The 13,292-nt window shown below is 65.4% G+C and carries 13 protein-coding genes; 8 read left to right on the forward strand and 5 right to left on the reverse strand.

Annotated elements, in window-relative coordinates; all coding sequences use genetic code 11:
* Nucleotides 1–5 precede the first annotated feature (5 nt).
* The gene (locus ACAM42_RS25325) at nucleotides 6–866 is read left to right on the forward strand and encodes a hypothetical protein (RefSeq protein WP_369629795.1); all 861 of its coding nucleotides are present in this window, start codon (nucleotides 6–8) and stop codon (nucleotides 864–866) included.
* Nucleotides 867–953: 87 nt separating this feature from the next.
* Here ACAM42_RS25325 and ACAM42_RS25330 read toward each other — a convergent pair whose 3' ends face one another.
* The 5 genes from ACAM42_RS25330 to ACAM42_RS25350 form a co-directional block, all read right to left on the reverse strand.
* Nucleotides 954–3,539, reverse strand: coding sequence for a bifunctional aconitate hydratase 2/2-methylisocitrate dehydratase (locus ACAM42_RS25330; RefSeq protein WP_369629796.1), 2,586 nt, complete (start codon nucleotides 3,537–3,539; stop codon nucleotides 954–956).
* 93 nt (nucleotides 3,540–3,632) lie between these two features.
* Nucleotides 3,633–4,190 (reverse strand): hypothetical protein, encoded by a 558-nt coding sequence (locus ACAM42_RS25335; protein ID WP_369629797.1) that lies wholly within the window; start codon nucleotides 4,188–4,190, stop codon nucleotides 3,633–3,635.
* 23 nt (nucleotides 4,191–4,213) lie between these two features.
* Nucleotides 4,214–5,230 (reverse strand): CoA ester lyase, encoded by a 1,017-nt coding sequence (locus ACAM42_RS25340; protein WP_369629798.1) that lies wholly within the window; start codon nucleotides 5,228–5,230, stop codon nucleotides 4,214–4,216.
* A complete protein-coding gene (gene tam, locus ACAM42_RS25345) occupies nucleotides 5,227–6,015 on the reverse strand; it encodes a trans-aconitate 2-methyltransferase (protein ID WP_369629799.1) in 789 nt (262 codons plus the stop codon). The genes ACAM42_RS25340 and tam overlap by 4 nt, the downstream gene beginning before the upstream one ends.
* 18 nt (nucleotides 6,016–6,033) lie before the next feature.
* Nucleotides 6,034–7,020, reverse strand: coding sequence for a malate dehydrogenase (locus ACAM42_RS25350; protein WP_042578072.1), 987 nt, complete (start codon nucleotides 7,018–7,020; stop codon nucleotides 6,034–6,036).
* Nucleotides 7,021–7,201: 181 nt separating this feature from the next.
* On the opposite strand from ACAM42_RS25350, the gene ACAM42_RS25355 reads away from it, so the two are divergent.
* The 7 genes from ACAM42_RS25355 to gltA all read left to right on the forward strand — a co-directional run bounded on the left by ACAM42_RS25355 (nucleotide 7,202) and on the right by gltA (nucleotide 13,239).
* On the forward strand, nucleotides 7,202–7,960 hold the full coding sequence (locus ACAM42_RS25355; RefSeq protein ID WP_070062271.1) for a GntR family transcriptional regulator: 759 nt from the start codon (nucleotides 7,202–7,204) through the stop codon (nucleotides 7,958–7,960).
* A 234-nt stretch (nucleotides 7,961–8,194) separates the two neighbouring features.
* Entirely contained in the window at nucleotides 8,195–8,641 is a 447-nt protein-coding gene (gene sdhC, locus ACAM42_RS25360) for a succinate dehydrogenase, cytochrome b556 subunit (protein ID WP_159273217.1), read from the forward strand.
* A gap of 13 nt (nucleotides 8,642–8,654) precedes the next feature.
* Nucleotides 8,655–9,020, forward strand: a complete 366-nt coding sequence (gene sdhD, locus ACAM42_RS25365; RefSeq protein WP_062479708.1) for a succinate dehydrogenase, hydrophobic membrane anchor protein — start codon at nucleotides 8,655–8,657, stop codon at nucleotides 9,018–9,020.
* Nucleotides 9,021–9,026: 6 nt separating this feature from the next.
* Nucleotides 9,027–10,835: a succinate dehydrogenase flavoprotein subunit gene (sdhA, locus tag ACAM42_RS25370; RefSeq protein ID WP_369629800.1), complete on the forward strand. Its 1,809-nt coding sequence runs from the start codon at nucleotides 9,027–9,029 to the stop codon at nucleotides 10,833–10,835.
* Nucleotides 10,836–10,857: 22 nt separating this feature from the next.
* Nucleotides 10,858–11,559 carry a succinate dehydrogenase iron-sulfur subunit gene (locus ACAM42_RS25375; RefSeq protein WP_062479706.1) on the forward strand — a complete coding sequence of 234 codons (702 nt, stop codon included), beginning with the start codon at nucleotides 10,858–10,860 and terminating at the stop codon, nucleotides 11,557–11,559.
* A gap of 24 nt (nucleotides 11,560–11,583) precedes the next feature.
* Nucleotides 11,584–11,904, forward strand: coding sequence for a succinate dehydrogenase assembly factor 2 (locus ACAM42_RS25380; RefSeq protein WP_307637448.1), 321 nt, complete (start codon nucleotides 11,584–11,586; stop codon nucleotides 11,902–11,904).
* Between the two features lie 24 nt (nucleotides 11,905–11,928).
* Nucleotides 11,929–13,239 carry a citrate synthase gene (gltA, locus tag ACAM42_RS25385; RefSeq protein ID WP_062479703.1) on the forward strand — a complete coding sequence of 437 codons (1,311 nt, stop codon included), beginning with the start codon at nucleotides 11,929–11,931 and terminating at the stop codon, nucleotides 13,237–13,239.
* The last annotated feature ends 53 nt before the right edge of the window (nucleotides 13,240–13,292 follow it).

Raw genomic sequence — 13,292 nt, forward strand, 5'->3', positions numbered from 1 at the left:
CTCGCATGCTCGATCCGTCCGAACTCCGGCACTTCTACCCCGTGATCGTGACGCCGAGCCACGACGGCAAGTTCTTCCAGAACTACGTGGCGTCGCTGCTGAACTTCACCATCAATGCCGAGCGCGCCGGCATGAAGATGCAGGTGCTGATGCACCAGGGCGAAAGCCTGGTCACGCGTGCACGCAACAACTGCGTGGCCCAGTTCCTGGCCAACACGGAGTGGACCCACCTGTTCTGGATCGACGCGGACATCGGCTTCTCGGCCGAGGCGGCGTTCCGCCTGCTGCTGTCGGGCTACGACATCGCCGCCGGCGTCTACCCGCTCAAGCGCGAAGACTGGCCAGCCGGCGGCGTGGCGGCCGGCACCACGCAGCAGCAGTTCGAGGCCGCGTTCACGCGCTACACGGTCAATGCCAAGGCCGAAGAAGGCGCATCGCAGATCGAGCTCGAGGTGCAGCCCGACGGCTTCATGAAGATGACCGAGGCGCCCACGGGCTTCATGGCGATCCGGCGCGGTGTGTTCGAGCGACTCATGGCCGCCTATCCCGACCTGCAGTACGTGCCCGACAGCATCGGCGAAGCCGACCGCGGGCTGCACTACCGCTTCTTCGACGTGATGGTCGACCCGGTCACGCGGCGCTACCTGTCGGAAGACTACGGTTTCTGCCGGCTGTGGTCGGGGCTGGGCGAGTCGATCTACATCGACGCCAACTCGAACCTGACCCACCAGGGCGCCAAGCTGTACCGCGGCGACTTCGCCCATTCGCTGCAGGCCTCGCTGCCCTACGCGGTGGGCGGCCCCGCCGGCATGGCGATGGTGCTGAAGGGGCAGGAACACCTGAAGCCGAATCCGCCGCCGGGCTGACACCGGCAGCGAACGCCCATGAAAAAGCCCCGCCGAAGCGGGGCTTTTTCATGAGGCCGGCGAATCGCTCGCCGGCTGCAACGACCCTCAGGCCGTGACCGTGTCCGCCACGCCCTTGTAGTCTTCGATCTTGTCGAAGTTCAGGTACTGGTAGATCTGCGCGCTGGACGCGTCGATCACGCCCGTGGCGGCCATGTACTCCTCGCGGGTCGGGATGCGGCCCAGGCGCGAGCAGATGGCGGCCAGTTCGGCCGAGCCCAGGTACACGTTGGTGTTCTTGCCCAGACGGTTCGGGAAGTTGCGGGTGCTGGTCGACATCACCGTCGCGCCTTCGCGCACCTGTGCCTGGTTGCCCATGCACAGCGAGCAGCCCGGCATTTCGGTGCGCGCGCCGGCGTTGCCGAACACGCCGTAATGGCCTTCCTCGGTGAGCTGCTGCGCGTCCATCTTGGTCGGCGGTGCGATCCACAGCTTGACCGGGATGTCGCGCTTGCCTTCGAGCAGCTTCGATGCGGCGCGGAAGTGGCCGATGTTGGTCATGCACGAGCCGATGAACACTTCGTCGATGGTGGCACCGGCCACGTCGCTCAGCGTCTTCACGTCGTCCGGGTCGTTCGGGCAGGCCACGATGGGTTCGTGGATCTCGGCCAGGTCGATCTCGATGACGGCGGCGTACTCGGCGTCGGCATCGCCCTTGAGCAGCTGCGGGTCCTTGAGCCAGGCTTCCTGCGCGGCGATGCGGCGTGCCAGCGTGCGGGCGTCGGCGTAGCCTTCGGCAATCATCCACTTCATCAGCGTGATGTTGCTGTTGATGTACTCCTGGATCGGTTCCTTGTTCAGGTGCACCGTGCAACCGGCGGCCGAGCGTTCGGCCGAGGCGTCGCTCAGTTCGAAGGCTTGTTCCACCTTCAGGTCGGGCAGGCCTTCGATCTCGAGGATGCGGCCCGAGAAGATGTTCTTCTTGCCTTGCTTGGCCACGGTCAGCAGGCCCGACTTGATGGCGTACAGCGGAATGGCATTGACCAGGTCACGCAGCATGACGCCGGGCTGCATCTTGCCCTTGAAGCGCACCAGCACCGATTCGGGCATGTCCAGCGGCATCACGCCGGTGGCGGCCGCGAAGGCCACGAGGCCGGAGCCCGCGGGGAAGCTGATGCCGATGGGGAAGCGGGTGTGGCTGTCGCCGCCCGTGCCCACGGTGTCGGGCGTCAGCAGGCGGTTGAGCCAGCTGTGGATCACGCCGTCGCCCGGACGCAGCGACACGCCGCCGCGGTTGGCCATGAACTCGGGCAGTTCGTGGTGCATCTTGACGTCGACCTTCTTGGGGTACGCCGCCGTGTGGCAGAACGACTGCATCACGAGGTCGGCCGAGAAGCCCAGGCAGGCCAGGTCCTTCAGCTCGTCGCGGGTCATCGGGCCGGTGGTGTCCTGCGAGCCGACCGAGGTCATCTTGGGTTCGCAGTACGTGCCCGGGCGCACGCCCTGGCCTTCGGGCAGGCCGCAGGCGCGGCCGACCATCTTCTGTGCGAGCGAGAAGCCCTTCTTGGTGTCGACCGGGCTTTGCGGCAGGCGGAACAGCGTGGAGACGGGCAGGCCCAGCGCCTCGCGCGCCTTGGCCGTGAGGCCGCGGCCGATGATCAGCGGAATGCGGCCGCCGGCGCGCACTTCGTCGAACAGCACGTCGCTCTTGACCTGGAATTCGGCGATGACCTGGCCGTCCTTCAGGGCCTTGCCTTCATAGGGACGCAGCTCGACCACGTCGCCCATATTCATCTGCGTCACGTCGAGCTCGATGGGCAGTGCGCCCGAGTCTTCCATCGTGTTGTAGAAGATGGGAGCGATCTTGCCGCCGAGGCAGACGCCGCCGAAACGCTTGTTCGGCACGAAGGGAATGTCTTCGCCGGTGAACCACAGCACCGAGTTGGTGGCGCTCTTGCGCGACGAACCCGTGCCGACCACGTCGCCGGCGTAGGCCACGAGGTGGCCGCGCGCGCGCAGGTCTTCGATGAACTTCACCGGGCCGCGCTTGCCGTCTTCTTCAGGGACGATACCGGGGCGGGCGTTCTTGTGCATCGCCAGGGCGTGCATCGGAATGTCGGGACGCGTCGTCGCATCAGGAGCGGGCGACAGGTCGTCGGTGTTGATTTCGCCAGCCACCTTGAAGATGCTGACGGTGATGCTTTGCGGCACTTCCGGGCGGCTGGTGAACCACTCGGCATCGGCCCAGCTTTGCAGCACGCCCTTGGCGTGGGCGTTGCCCTTGTCGGCCTTTTCCTTGACGTCGTGGAACTGGTCGAACATCAGCAGGGTCTTCTTCAGGCCTTCGGCTGCGACAGCGCCGACTTCGGCGTCGTCCAGCAGGTCGATCATGGGGCTGATGTTGTAGCCGCCGAGCATGGTGCCGAGCAGTTCAGTGGCGCGGGCGCGCGAGATGAACGCGTTCTTCTCGGTGCCGTGGGCCACGGCCGCGAGGTAGCTCGCCTTGACCTTGGCGGCGTCGTCGACGCCGGCGGGCACACGGTAGGTGAGCAGGTCCAGCAGGAAGGCGCCGTCCTTGGCGTTCGCGCTCTTCAGGAGCTCGATCGCTTCGGCGGTCTGCTTTGCGCTCAGGGGCAGCGGCGGGATACCGAGCGCGGCGCGTTCGGCAACATGATCAACGTAGGCTTGCAACATCTTCTTTTCTCCGGAAACTAGGCTATCGGGTGTGCGCAGCGGTCTCTAGCGGCCAAGCAAGAGCCGCGCCGCACCCCGGGTTCAGTGCTCTTCTTACTTCTTGGCTGCGTCGGCACCTTCGAAAAGGGCCTTCGGGGGGTTCTTCTTCATCTCGTCGGCGAAGGCGACCTGGGCGGCGGTCTGGCATTCGTCGGCGATGCGCAGGCCGGCCTTCTGGTTCATCAGCATCGACTTGTTGCCCAGCTGGAGCCACATGGCGCCGGCACGCGGGTCTTCGAGGCGGATGGCGCCGGTGCGGCTTTCGACCGGGTGCATGCGGTACTTCAGGCCCTTGGTGGTCACGGTGAAGAAGCCGGGCTTCTTCTCGTCGGGCGTGACGGTCACGTCGGCGCCGAGTTCGCACTGGGCCTTGCCGATGGACACGCGTTGCGCCACGGCCAGGTCGGACTCGGACAGCACGATGTTGGTGTCGTCGGTGATCGGCGTGACCTCTTCGACGGCCTTGGCCGCCTTGCGGGTGACCTGGCGCTTCGGCGGGGTCTTCTTGGCTTCGGCCTTGGCCGCAGCCGGCTTGGTGGCGGTGGCGTTCTGGGCCACGGCGGCGAAAGGCAGGGCCAGCGCAACGGCGGCGATCAGTGCAATTTTCTTCATGAGCGGGGTTCCTTCAGGCTGATTCAGTGGGTTTCAGGAGACCGCGATGCAAACCAGGCTTTCGCCTCGGAGGGCAACGCGCGCCCTGTTGCGTGGGCGCGCGTCAGGACCTGCCAGAAGTGGCGGTAGCTCGCGCGGTCGTGCAATGTGCCATCAATTTGTGTCGGTGCCCAATCCGCGTCTGCGGCTTTTGTAATGATTTTTGTGGCAATTTGAATCTGCGCCTCGTCGGGCGCGAAGGCCTCGAGGATCGGCCGGATCTGGTTCGGGTGGATGCTCCACATGCGCGTGTAGCCGAATTCGGTGGCCGCCTTGCGGGCCGCCAGGCGCATCGCATCGGTGTCGTTGAACTCGGTGACCACGCAGTGCGAAGGCACCTTGCCGTAGGCATGCGCCGCCGAGGCCAGTGCCAGCTTGGCACGCACGACCAGCGGGTGGCTGAACTGCCCCGCCGCGCCCATGCCGTCGGCGGGAATGGCGCCGGCATGCGCCGACACGAAATCCATGAGGCCGAAGCTCAGCGACTGCACGCGCGGATGCGCGGCGATTTCGAAGGCGTTGTGCACCGCCAGGGGCGATTCGATGAGCACATGCAGCGGCAGCGCGCCGGCATCGGCGGCGTCGAGCGCGGCAACAGCCTGACACACATCGGCCACGGATTCGACCTTGGGCACCATGAGGTGGCTCAGCCGCTGGCCGGCGCGTCCGGCGATGGTGACCACATCGCCGGCAAAGGCCGGGTGGTCGACCGGGTGCACGCGCACGCCGACACGCATGCCGGGCTGGGCGGCCAGCGCGAGCTCGGTGACGAGCGCGGCATGCTCCGCCTCGCCGCCGACCGGGGCGCCGTCTTCGCAGTCGAGGGTGACGTCGAACACGCAGGCGCCGAACTCCTGCGCCATCTCGGCCTGGAGCGCGAGGCTCTTCTTCATGCGGGCTTCGACGCCGCTGTAGTGGTCGCACACCGGCAGGGTCACGGCGCCGGCCTGTGCGCCGAGCAGCACGTCCGCGGGATGGGCAGCGGCGGTCTTCGTCGTCATGCGTCTTTTTTCTTGTGCGCCACGATGAACATGCGCGGGAAGGCGAGCAGGCGCTTGCCGTCGGTGCGCAGCGGGTAGGCCTCGTCCACCCGACGTTCGTATTCGGCGAGGTAGCTCGCCTGCAGGTCGGGCGGCAGGCGGTCGACAAAGGGCTTCAGGCCCGTGCCGCGCACCCATTCGACGATGGCCGCGGCATTGGCCATCGGGTGCTGGTAGATGGTGTGCCAGACATCGACATGGGCCGCACGCGCGGCCAGCAAGTCGTAGTAGCCGCCGAGCGGCAGCAGCAAGGTGCGCAGCTTGTCGGCGTCGCCGATGGGCTCGGCCCAGGGCGCTTCGGCCGCCACCGCGCGCATCAGGCGGTGCGTGGGCTCCTGGCGGTTGTCGGGCATCTGGACGGCAAGCACGCCGCCCGGGGCCAGCGCGTCGAACAGGCGGGGGATCAGCGTTTCGTGATCCGGCACCCATTGCAGGGACGCGTTGGCATAAATGAGATCGGGCGCTTCTTTTTCACGCGGTGCCCAGGTCGCGATGTCGCTCAACTCGAAGCGCGCCGCCGGCAGGCGCTCGCGCGCGCTGACCAGCATGGCTTCGGAGTTGTCGGTGCCCGTGACTTGCGCCGAGGGGAACCGATGTGCCAGCAGCTCGGTGGAATTGCCCGGTCCGCATCCGAGGTCGACCACATGGGCGGCCTCGGCAAGCGGGACCCGCGCCAGGAGTTCCTGTGCGGGCCGGGTGCGCTCGTCCTCGTAGCGACGGTAGAGCGCGGGGTTCCAGTCGAGCATGCGGTCGGCTTGCTTGACTTACAGCAGGTGGGCGACGCCGGCGCGTTCGCCTTCGAGCTCTTCGAGCGTCTTGTTGATGCGTTCCTGGCTGAATGCGTCGATCTCGAGGCCTTCGACCAGCTTGTACTCACCGTTTTCGCAGGTGACCGGGAAGCCGAACATCACGTCCTTCGGAATGCCGTACTGGCCGTCCGACGGGATGCCCATCGTGACCCACTTGCCGTTGGTGCCCAGGGCCCAGTCGCGCATGTGGTCGATGGCGGCGTTGGCGGCCGAGGCAGCCGACGACAGGCCGCGCGCTTCGATGATGGCCGCGCCGCGCTTGCCGACGGTCGGCAGGAAGGTGTTGGCGTTCCATTCCTGGTCGTTGATCATCTTGGCGACGCTTTCGCCGTTGATGGTCGCAAAGCGGTAGTCGGCGTACATCGTGGGCGAGTGGTTGCCCCAGACGGTGAGCTTCTCGATGTCGGCCACGGCCTTGCCGGTCTTGGCGGCGATCTGGCTGGCAGCGCGGTTGTGGTCCAGGCGCAGCATGGCGGTGAAGTTCTTGCGCGGCAGGTCCGGTGCCGACTTCATGGCGATGTAGGCGTTGGTGTTGGCGGGGTTGCCGACGACCAGCACCTTCACGTTGCGCGAGGCGACGGCGTTCAGCGCCTTGCCTTGTGCCGTGAAGATGGCGCCGTTGACGGCCAGCAGCTCGGCACGTTCCATGCCGGGACCACGGGGGCGCGAACCGACCAGCAGGGCGTAGTCGGCGTCCTTGAAGGCGGTCATCGGGTCGCCGTGGGCTTCCATGCCGGCCAGCAGCGGGAAGGCGCAGTCGTCGAGCTCCATCATCACGCCCTTGAGCGCCTTCTGGGCCTTCTCGTCGGGGATTTCGAGCAGTTGCAGGATGACCGGCTGGTCTTTGCCGAGCATTTCGCCGGAAGCGATACGGAACAACAGGGCGTAACCGATTTGACCGGCGGCACCGGTAACGGCAACGCGGACAGGCTTTTTGCTCATGGGAAGACTCCAGAAGGTGGTGAAACGGGTTAGCGCTCTCGTGGGGCGCCGCGGTCCAGCGGGGGGAAGCTTTCCCGCGGCGCGGGACCGGGCCGCATTTTAAGCCGATTCGACAAAGGCCGTCTTATGTCTTATATAAGATATCCTCTGGGGGTCCGCCACGGCGCACCCCACCGCTGCCATGAACACGCCCTCCACCCTCGACGAGCCCACGACGCCGTCCTTCAGTCCGCTCTACCAGCAGATCAAGACCCTGATCCTGCAGAGCCTGCAGGCCGGCGAGTGGAAGCCGGGCGAGCCCATCCCCAGCGAGATGGACCTGGCCGTGCGCTACCGCGTGAGCCAGGGCACGGTGCGCAAGGCGATCGACGAGCTGGCGGCCGAAAACCTGGTGGTGCGCCGCCAGGGCAAGGGCACCTTCGTGGCCACGCATGCCGAGCAGCATGTGCAGTACCGTTTTCTCAAGCTCGTGCCCGACGCCGGCAGCCCGAGCGCCGAAGGCCCGGCCGAGCGCACCATCGTCGACTGCAAGCGCCTGCGCGCCTCGGCCGACGTGGCGCGCGCGCTGAGCCTGCGCACCGGCGACGCCGTGCTGCAGGTGCGCCGCGTGCTCGCCTATGGCGGCGTGCCGACCATCCTCGAAGACCTCTGGCTGCCCGGCGCGCCCTTCAAGGGCCTCACGGCCGACCGGCTGCGCGCCTGGCCCGGCCCGATGTACGCGATGTTCGAAACCGAGTTCGGCGTGCGCATGGTGCGCGCCGAAGAAAAGATCCGCGCCGTGCTGCCCGATGCCGAACAGGCGCAGCTGCTCGACGTGCCGCTGCAGATGCCGCTGCTGAGCGTGGAGCGCGTGGCGCACACGTACCACGACATGCCGATGGAACTGCGCCGCGGCCTGTACCGCACCGACACCCACCACTACCGCAACCAGCTGGGCTGATCCGATGGCGCCGAAGAACCTCGCCCGCGCGGGCACAAACGCGCACACTCAGCCCGCGCAACGCGACCTCGAGCCCCGAGCATCCGACTGCCGCAGTGCGTTGACTCCTGTGCGTCCGATGCGCGATGGTGCATTGCAATAGAATTTTGCGTTGTTTGCATTCCGCAGAAGAAACAAAAGCGTTCGCTCTCAGAACAAGCCAACAAGTCACAAAGCCACGAAAGCCATCTCCCTATGACAGAGCTTGCAACTCCCCCCCGGCCGCCGCGTCGCGAATTCCGGAACATCAATGCCTTCACCGATCTCACGACCTACCGGCTGCCGCCGGCCGGCATCGTGTCGATCCTGCACCGCGTGAGCGGTGTGCTGATGTTCCTGCTGATGCCCTTCATCATCTGGATGTTCGACACCTCGCTGTCATCTGACTATTCGTTCGCGAAATTCAAGTCTGCTTTCAACATCGGCGTCGGCTTCGCTCCGGGATGGTTCTTCAAGCTCGTCGCACTGGCGCTCATCTGGGCCTACCTGCACCACTTCATCGCCGGCCTGCGTCACCTCTGGATGGACGTGAGCCACTCCGCCGTGACCAAAGAGTTCGGTCACAGCTCGGCCATCTTCACGCTGGCTGCGAGCATCATCCTCACGCTGGTGCTTGGCGCCAAGCTGTTCGGCCTGTACTGAGAAGGAGCCCACCATGTCTGTGAATTACGGCTCCAAGCGCATCGTCGTCGGCGCGCACTACGGTCTGCGCGACTGGCTCAGCCAACGCATCACCGGCGCCCTGATGGCGCTGTTCACGATCATCCTGCTCGCGCAGCTGATCTTCTCGCGCGGCCCCATCGGTTACGACCTGTGGGCCGGCATCTTCGCCGCACAGTGGATGAAGGTCCTGACCTTCTCCGTGATCGTTGCCCTGCTCTATCACGTGTGGGTCGGCATGCGCGACGTGTGGATGGACTACGTCCAGCCTGTCGCCATCCGTCTCGTGCTGCAAGTTTTCACCATCGTCTGGCTTGTCGGTTGTGCGGGTTGGGCCATTCAAGTGCTTTGGAAGATCTGACCCACCATGACCTACACAAAAGAAAACATCACCAAGCGCAAGTTCGACGTCGTGATCGTCGGTGCCGGCGGCTCCGGCATGCGCGCCTCGCTGCAACTCGCCCGTGCCGGCCTCAACGTGGCCGTGCTCTCCAAGGTGTTCCCGACCCGTTCGCACACCGTCGCTGCCCAGGGCGGCGTGGGCGCCTCGCTCGGCAACATGAGCGAGGACAACTGGCACTACCACTTCTACGACACGATCAAGGGTTCCGACTGGCTCGGCGACCAGGACGCGATCGAGTTCATGTGCCGTGAAGCCCCGAAGGTCGTGTACGAGCTCGAACACTTCGGCATGCCCTTCGACCGCAACCCCGACGGCACGATCTACCAGCGTCCGTTCGGCGGCCACACGGCCAACTACGGCGAGAAGGCCGTGCAGCGCGCCTGCGCCGCGGCCGACCGCACCGGCCACGCGATGCTGCACACGCTCTACCAGAAGAACGTCGAAGCCCGCACCCAGTTCTTCGTCGAATGGATGGCGCTGGACCTCATCCGCGACAACGAAGGCGACGTGGTCGGCGTCACGGCCCTCGAAATGGAAACCGGCGACCTGCACATCCTGCAGGCCAAGACCGTGCTGCTGGCCACCGGCGGCGCAGGCCGCATCTTCGGTGCGTCCACCAACGCGTTCATCAACACCGGCGACGGCTTGGGCATGGCCGCACGTTCGGGCATCCCGCTGCAGGACATGGAGTTCTGGCAGTTCCACCCCACCGGCGTGGCCGGCGCGGGCGTGCTGCTGACCGAAGGCTGCCGCGGCGAAGGCGCGATCCTGCTGAACAGCAACGGCGAACGCTTCATGGAGCGCTACGCGCCCACCCTGAAGGACCTGGCACCGCGCGACTTCGTGTCGCGTTCGATGGACCAGGAAATCAAGGAAGGCCGTGGCTGTGGTCCCAACAAGGACTACATCCACATGAAGCTGGACCACCTGGGTGCCGACACCATCCACAAGCGGCTGCCGTCGGTCTACGAGATCGGCATCAACTTCGCCAACGTCGACGTCACCAAGGAACCGATTCCCGTGGTGCCCACCATCCACTACCAGATGGGCGGCATCCCGACGAACATCAACGGCCAGGTCGTCATCCAGAAGGGTGAAGACAACAGCGCCGTGGTCAACGGCCTGTACGCGGTGGGCGAATGCTCCTGCGTGAGCGTGCACGGCGCCAACCGCCTGGGCACCAACTCGCTGCTCGACCTCCTGGTGTTCGGCCGCGCGGCCGGCAACCACATCGTCGAGTTCAACGACAAGCTCAAGGATCACAAGGAACTGCCCAAGGATGCGGCCGACCGCACCCTGCAGCGCCTGAACGAGCTCGAAGCCTCCACCGGCGGCGAATACGCCCAGGACGTGGCCGGCGAGATCCGCGCCGTCATGCAGCAGCACGCCGCCGTGTTCCGCAAGCAGGCCTCGATGGACGAAGGCGTGGTCAAGATCGCCGCCGTGCGCGAGCGCGTCAAGTCGATCGGCCTGAAGGACAAGTCCAAGGTGTTCAACACCGCCCGCATCGAAGCGCTGGAAGTCGACAACCTGATCGAAGTGGCGCAGGCCACCATGGTCTCGGCCGCCGCCCGCAAGGAATGCCGCGGCGCCCACACGGTGGAAGACTACGAGCGTCCCGCGGACGACCCGGTCGCACCGCTGGGCCGCGACGACGCCAACTGGATGAAGCACACGCTCTGGTACAGCGCGGACAACCGCCTCTCGTACAAGCCCGTCAAGCTGCAGCCGCTGACGGTGGCATCCGTGCCGCCCAAGGTCCGCACGTTCTAAGAATATTTACAAGGTCCATACGATGAAGCGCACATTCCAGATCTACCGCTACGACCCGGACAAGGACGCCAAGCCCTACATGCAGACGGTCGAGGTCGAACTCGACGGCCATGAACGCATGCTGCTGGACGCCCTGATGAAGCTCAAGGCGCAGGATCCCACGCTGTCGTTCCGCCGCTCGTGCCGCGAAGGCGTCTGCGGCTCCGACGCGATGAACATCAACGGCAAGAACGGTCTGGCCTGCCTGACCAACATGAACACGCTCAAGGGCACCGTCGTGCTCAAGCCGCTGCCGGGCCTGCCCGTCATCCGCGACCTGATCGTCGACATGACCCAGTTCTTCAAGCAGTACAACTCGATCAAGCCGTACCTGCAGAACGACACCGTGCCGCCCGAAAAGGAGCGCCTGCAGTCGCCCGAAGAGCGTGAAGAGCTCGACGGCCTGTACGAGTGCATCCTGTGCGCGAGCTGCTCCACGAGCTGCCCGAGCTTCTGGTGGAACCCCGACAAGTTCGTCGGCCCGGCCGGCCTGCTGCAGGCCTACCGCTTCATCGCCGACAGCCGCGACGAAGCCACCGCCGAGCGCCTGGACAACCTGGAAGACCCGTACCGCCTGTTCCGCTGCCACACGATCATGAACTGCGTCGACGTGTGCCCGAAGAGCCTGAACCCGACCAAGGCCATCGGCAAGATCAAGGAACTGATGGTGCGCCGCGCCATCTGACGGTTTTTCCGAGAAGCCTTACTTATGTCGCCCCCCGCCAACGCCCCCGATACGCTGCTCGGCGAACGCGCGCTGAGCAAGCTCAAGTGGCGTTGCCGGCGCGGCCTGCTGGAGAACGACCTGTTCATCGCCCGCTTCTTCGAGCGGCACGAATCCCACATGACCGTCGGTCAAGCGGGAGCGATGGAGACATTGATGGACCTGTCGGACAACGACCTCCTCGACCTGCTGCTGTGCAGAAAGGAGCCCGAGCCCGCATGGGCCGGGGCCGAGGTGGTCGCATTGCTGCAGCTGATGCGTACCGACGGCGCTCAGCGTCCTGCCATTTTTTCTCCTTCGTCCTGAATCCACCTCTGAAAGTAAACCGAAATGAAAGCATCCGATACCAAGGCCACGCTGTCGTTCAGCAATGGCGGCGACAACGTCGAACTGCCGATCTACAAGGGCACCATCGGGCCCGACGTGATCGACATCCGCAAGCTGTATGCACAGACCGGCATGTTCACGTACGACCCGGGCTTCATGTCGACCGCCGCCTGCCAGTCGGCCATCACCTACATCGACGGTGACAAGGGCGAGCTGCTGTACCGCGGCTACCCCATCGAGCAGCTCGCGACCAACTGCGACTTCATGGAAACCTGCCACCTGCTGCTGTACGGCGAGCTGCCGGACGCAGGCAAGAAGGCCAGCTTCACCAAGCTCGTGACGAACCACACGATGGTCAACGAGCAGATGCAGTTCTTCCTGCGCGGCTTCCGCCGTGATGCCCATCCGATGGCCATCATGACCGGCCTCGTGGGCGCCCTGTCGGCCTTCTATCACGACAGCACGGACATCAACAATCCCGAGCACCGCGAGATCGCCGCGATCCGCCTGATCGCGAAGATGCCCACGCTCGTGGCCATGGCCTACAAGTACACCGTCGGCCAGCCGTACATGTACCCGAAGAACGAACTCAGCTATGCAGGCAACTTCCTGCACATGATGTTCGCCACGCCGTGCGAAGAGTACAAGGTGAACCCGGTGCTCGAGCGCGCGCTCGACCGCATCTTCATCCTGCACGCCGACCACGAGCAGAACGCCTCGACCTCGACGGTGCGCCTGTGCGGCTCGTCGGGCACGAACCCCTTCGCGGCCATTGCAGCCGGCGTGGCGTGCCTGTGGGGCCCGGCCCACGGCGGCGCCAACGAAGCGGCGCTGAACATGCTGTACGACATCCAGCGCGAAGGCGGCGTGGAAAAGATCGGCGAGTTCATCAAGAAGGTCAAGGACAAGAACTCGAACGTCAAGCTGATGGGCTTCGGCCATCGCGTGTACAAGAACTACGACCCGCGCGCCAAGCTGATGCAGGAAACCTGCAACGAAGTGCTGACCGAGCTGGGCCTGGAAAACGACCCGCTGTTCAAGCTGGCCAAGGAGCTCGAGAAGATCGCCTTGGAAGACGAGTACTTCGTGTCGCGCAAGCTCTACCCGAACGTCGACTTCTACTCGGGCATCGTGCAGCGCGCCATCGGCATCCCCGTGCCGCTGTTCACCGCGATCTTCGCGCTGGCCCGCACGGTCGGTTGGATCGCCCAGCTGAACGAAATGATCGGCGACCCCGAGTACAAGATCGGCCGCCCGCGCCAGCTGTTCGAAGGCTCGCCCAAGCGTGACGTGAAGCCGATCTCGGCCCGCTGATCGAACGGCTGCGGAACCTCCGCTCCCTGAAAAAGCTGCCTCCGGGCAGCTTT

Origin of the sequence: Variovorax sp. V35 (genome assembly GCF_041154465.1) — a bacterium.
Lineage (GTDB): Bacteria > Pseudomonadota > Gammaproteobacteria > Burkholderiales > Burkholderiaceae_C > Variovorax > Variovorax boronicumulans.

Bases quoted from the DNA above. Each gene is read 5' to 3' on its own strand.
- sdhA (WP_369629800.1), top strand. From the start codon at position 9,027: ATGACCTACACAAAAGAAAACATCACCAAGCGCAAGTTCGACGTCGTG.
- sdhC (WP_159273217.1), top strand. From the start codon at position 8,195: ATGACAGAGCTTGCAACTCCCCCCCGGCCGCCGCGTCGCGAATTCCGG.
- ACAM42_RS25330 (WP_369629796.1), bottom strand. From the start codon at position 3,539: ATGTTGCAAGCCTACGTTGATCATGTTGCCGAACGCGCCGCGCTCGGT.
- ACAM42_RS25340 (WP_369629798.1), bottom strand. From the start codon at position 5,230: ATGACGACGAAGACCGCCGCTGCCCATCCCGCGGACGTGCTGCTCGGC.
- ACAM42_RS25355 (WP_070062271.1), top strand. From the start codon at position 7,202: ATGAACACGCCCTCCACCCTCGACGAGCCCACGACGCCGTCCTTCAGT.
- ACAM42_RS25350 (WP_042578072.1), bottom strand. From the start codon at position 7,020: ATGAGCAAAAAGCCTGTCCGCGTTGCCGTTACCGGTGCCGCCGGTCAA.
- ACAM42_RS25380 (WP_307637448.1), top strand. From the start codon at position 11,584: ATGTCGCCCCCCGCCAACGCCCCCGATACGCTGCTCGGCGAACGCGCG.
- ACAM42_RS25375 (WP_062479706.1), top strand. From the start codon at position 10,858: ATGAAGCGCACATTCCAGATCTACCGCTACGACCCGGACAAGGACGCC.
- sdhD (WP_062479708.1), top strand. From the start codon at position 8,655: ATGTCTGTGAATTACGGCTCCAAGCGCATCGTCGTCGGCGCGCACTAC.
- gltA (WP_062479703.1), top strand. From the start codon at position 11,929: ATGAAAGCATCCGATACCAAGGCCACGCTGTCGTTCAGCAATGGCGGC.
- ACAM42_RS25325 (WP_369629795.1), top strand. From the start codon at position 6: ATGCTCGATCCGTCCGAACTCCGGCACTTCTACCCCGTGATCGTGACG.
- ACAM42_RS25335 (WP_369629797.1), bottom strand. From the start codon at position 4,190: ATGAAGAAAATTGCACTGATCGCCGCCGTTGCGCTGGCCCTGCCTTTC.
- tam (WP_369629799.1), bottom strand. From the start codon at position 6,015: ATGCTCGACTGGAACCCCGCGCTCTACCGTCGCTACGAGGACGAGCGC.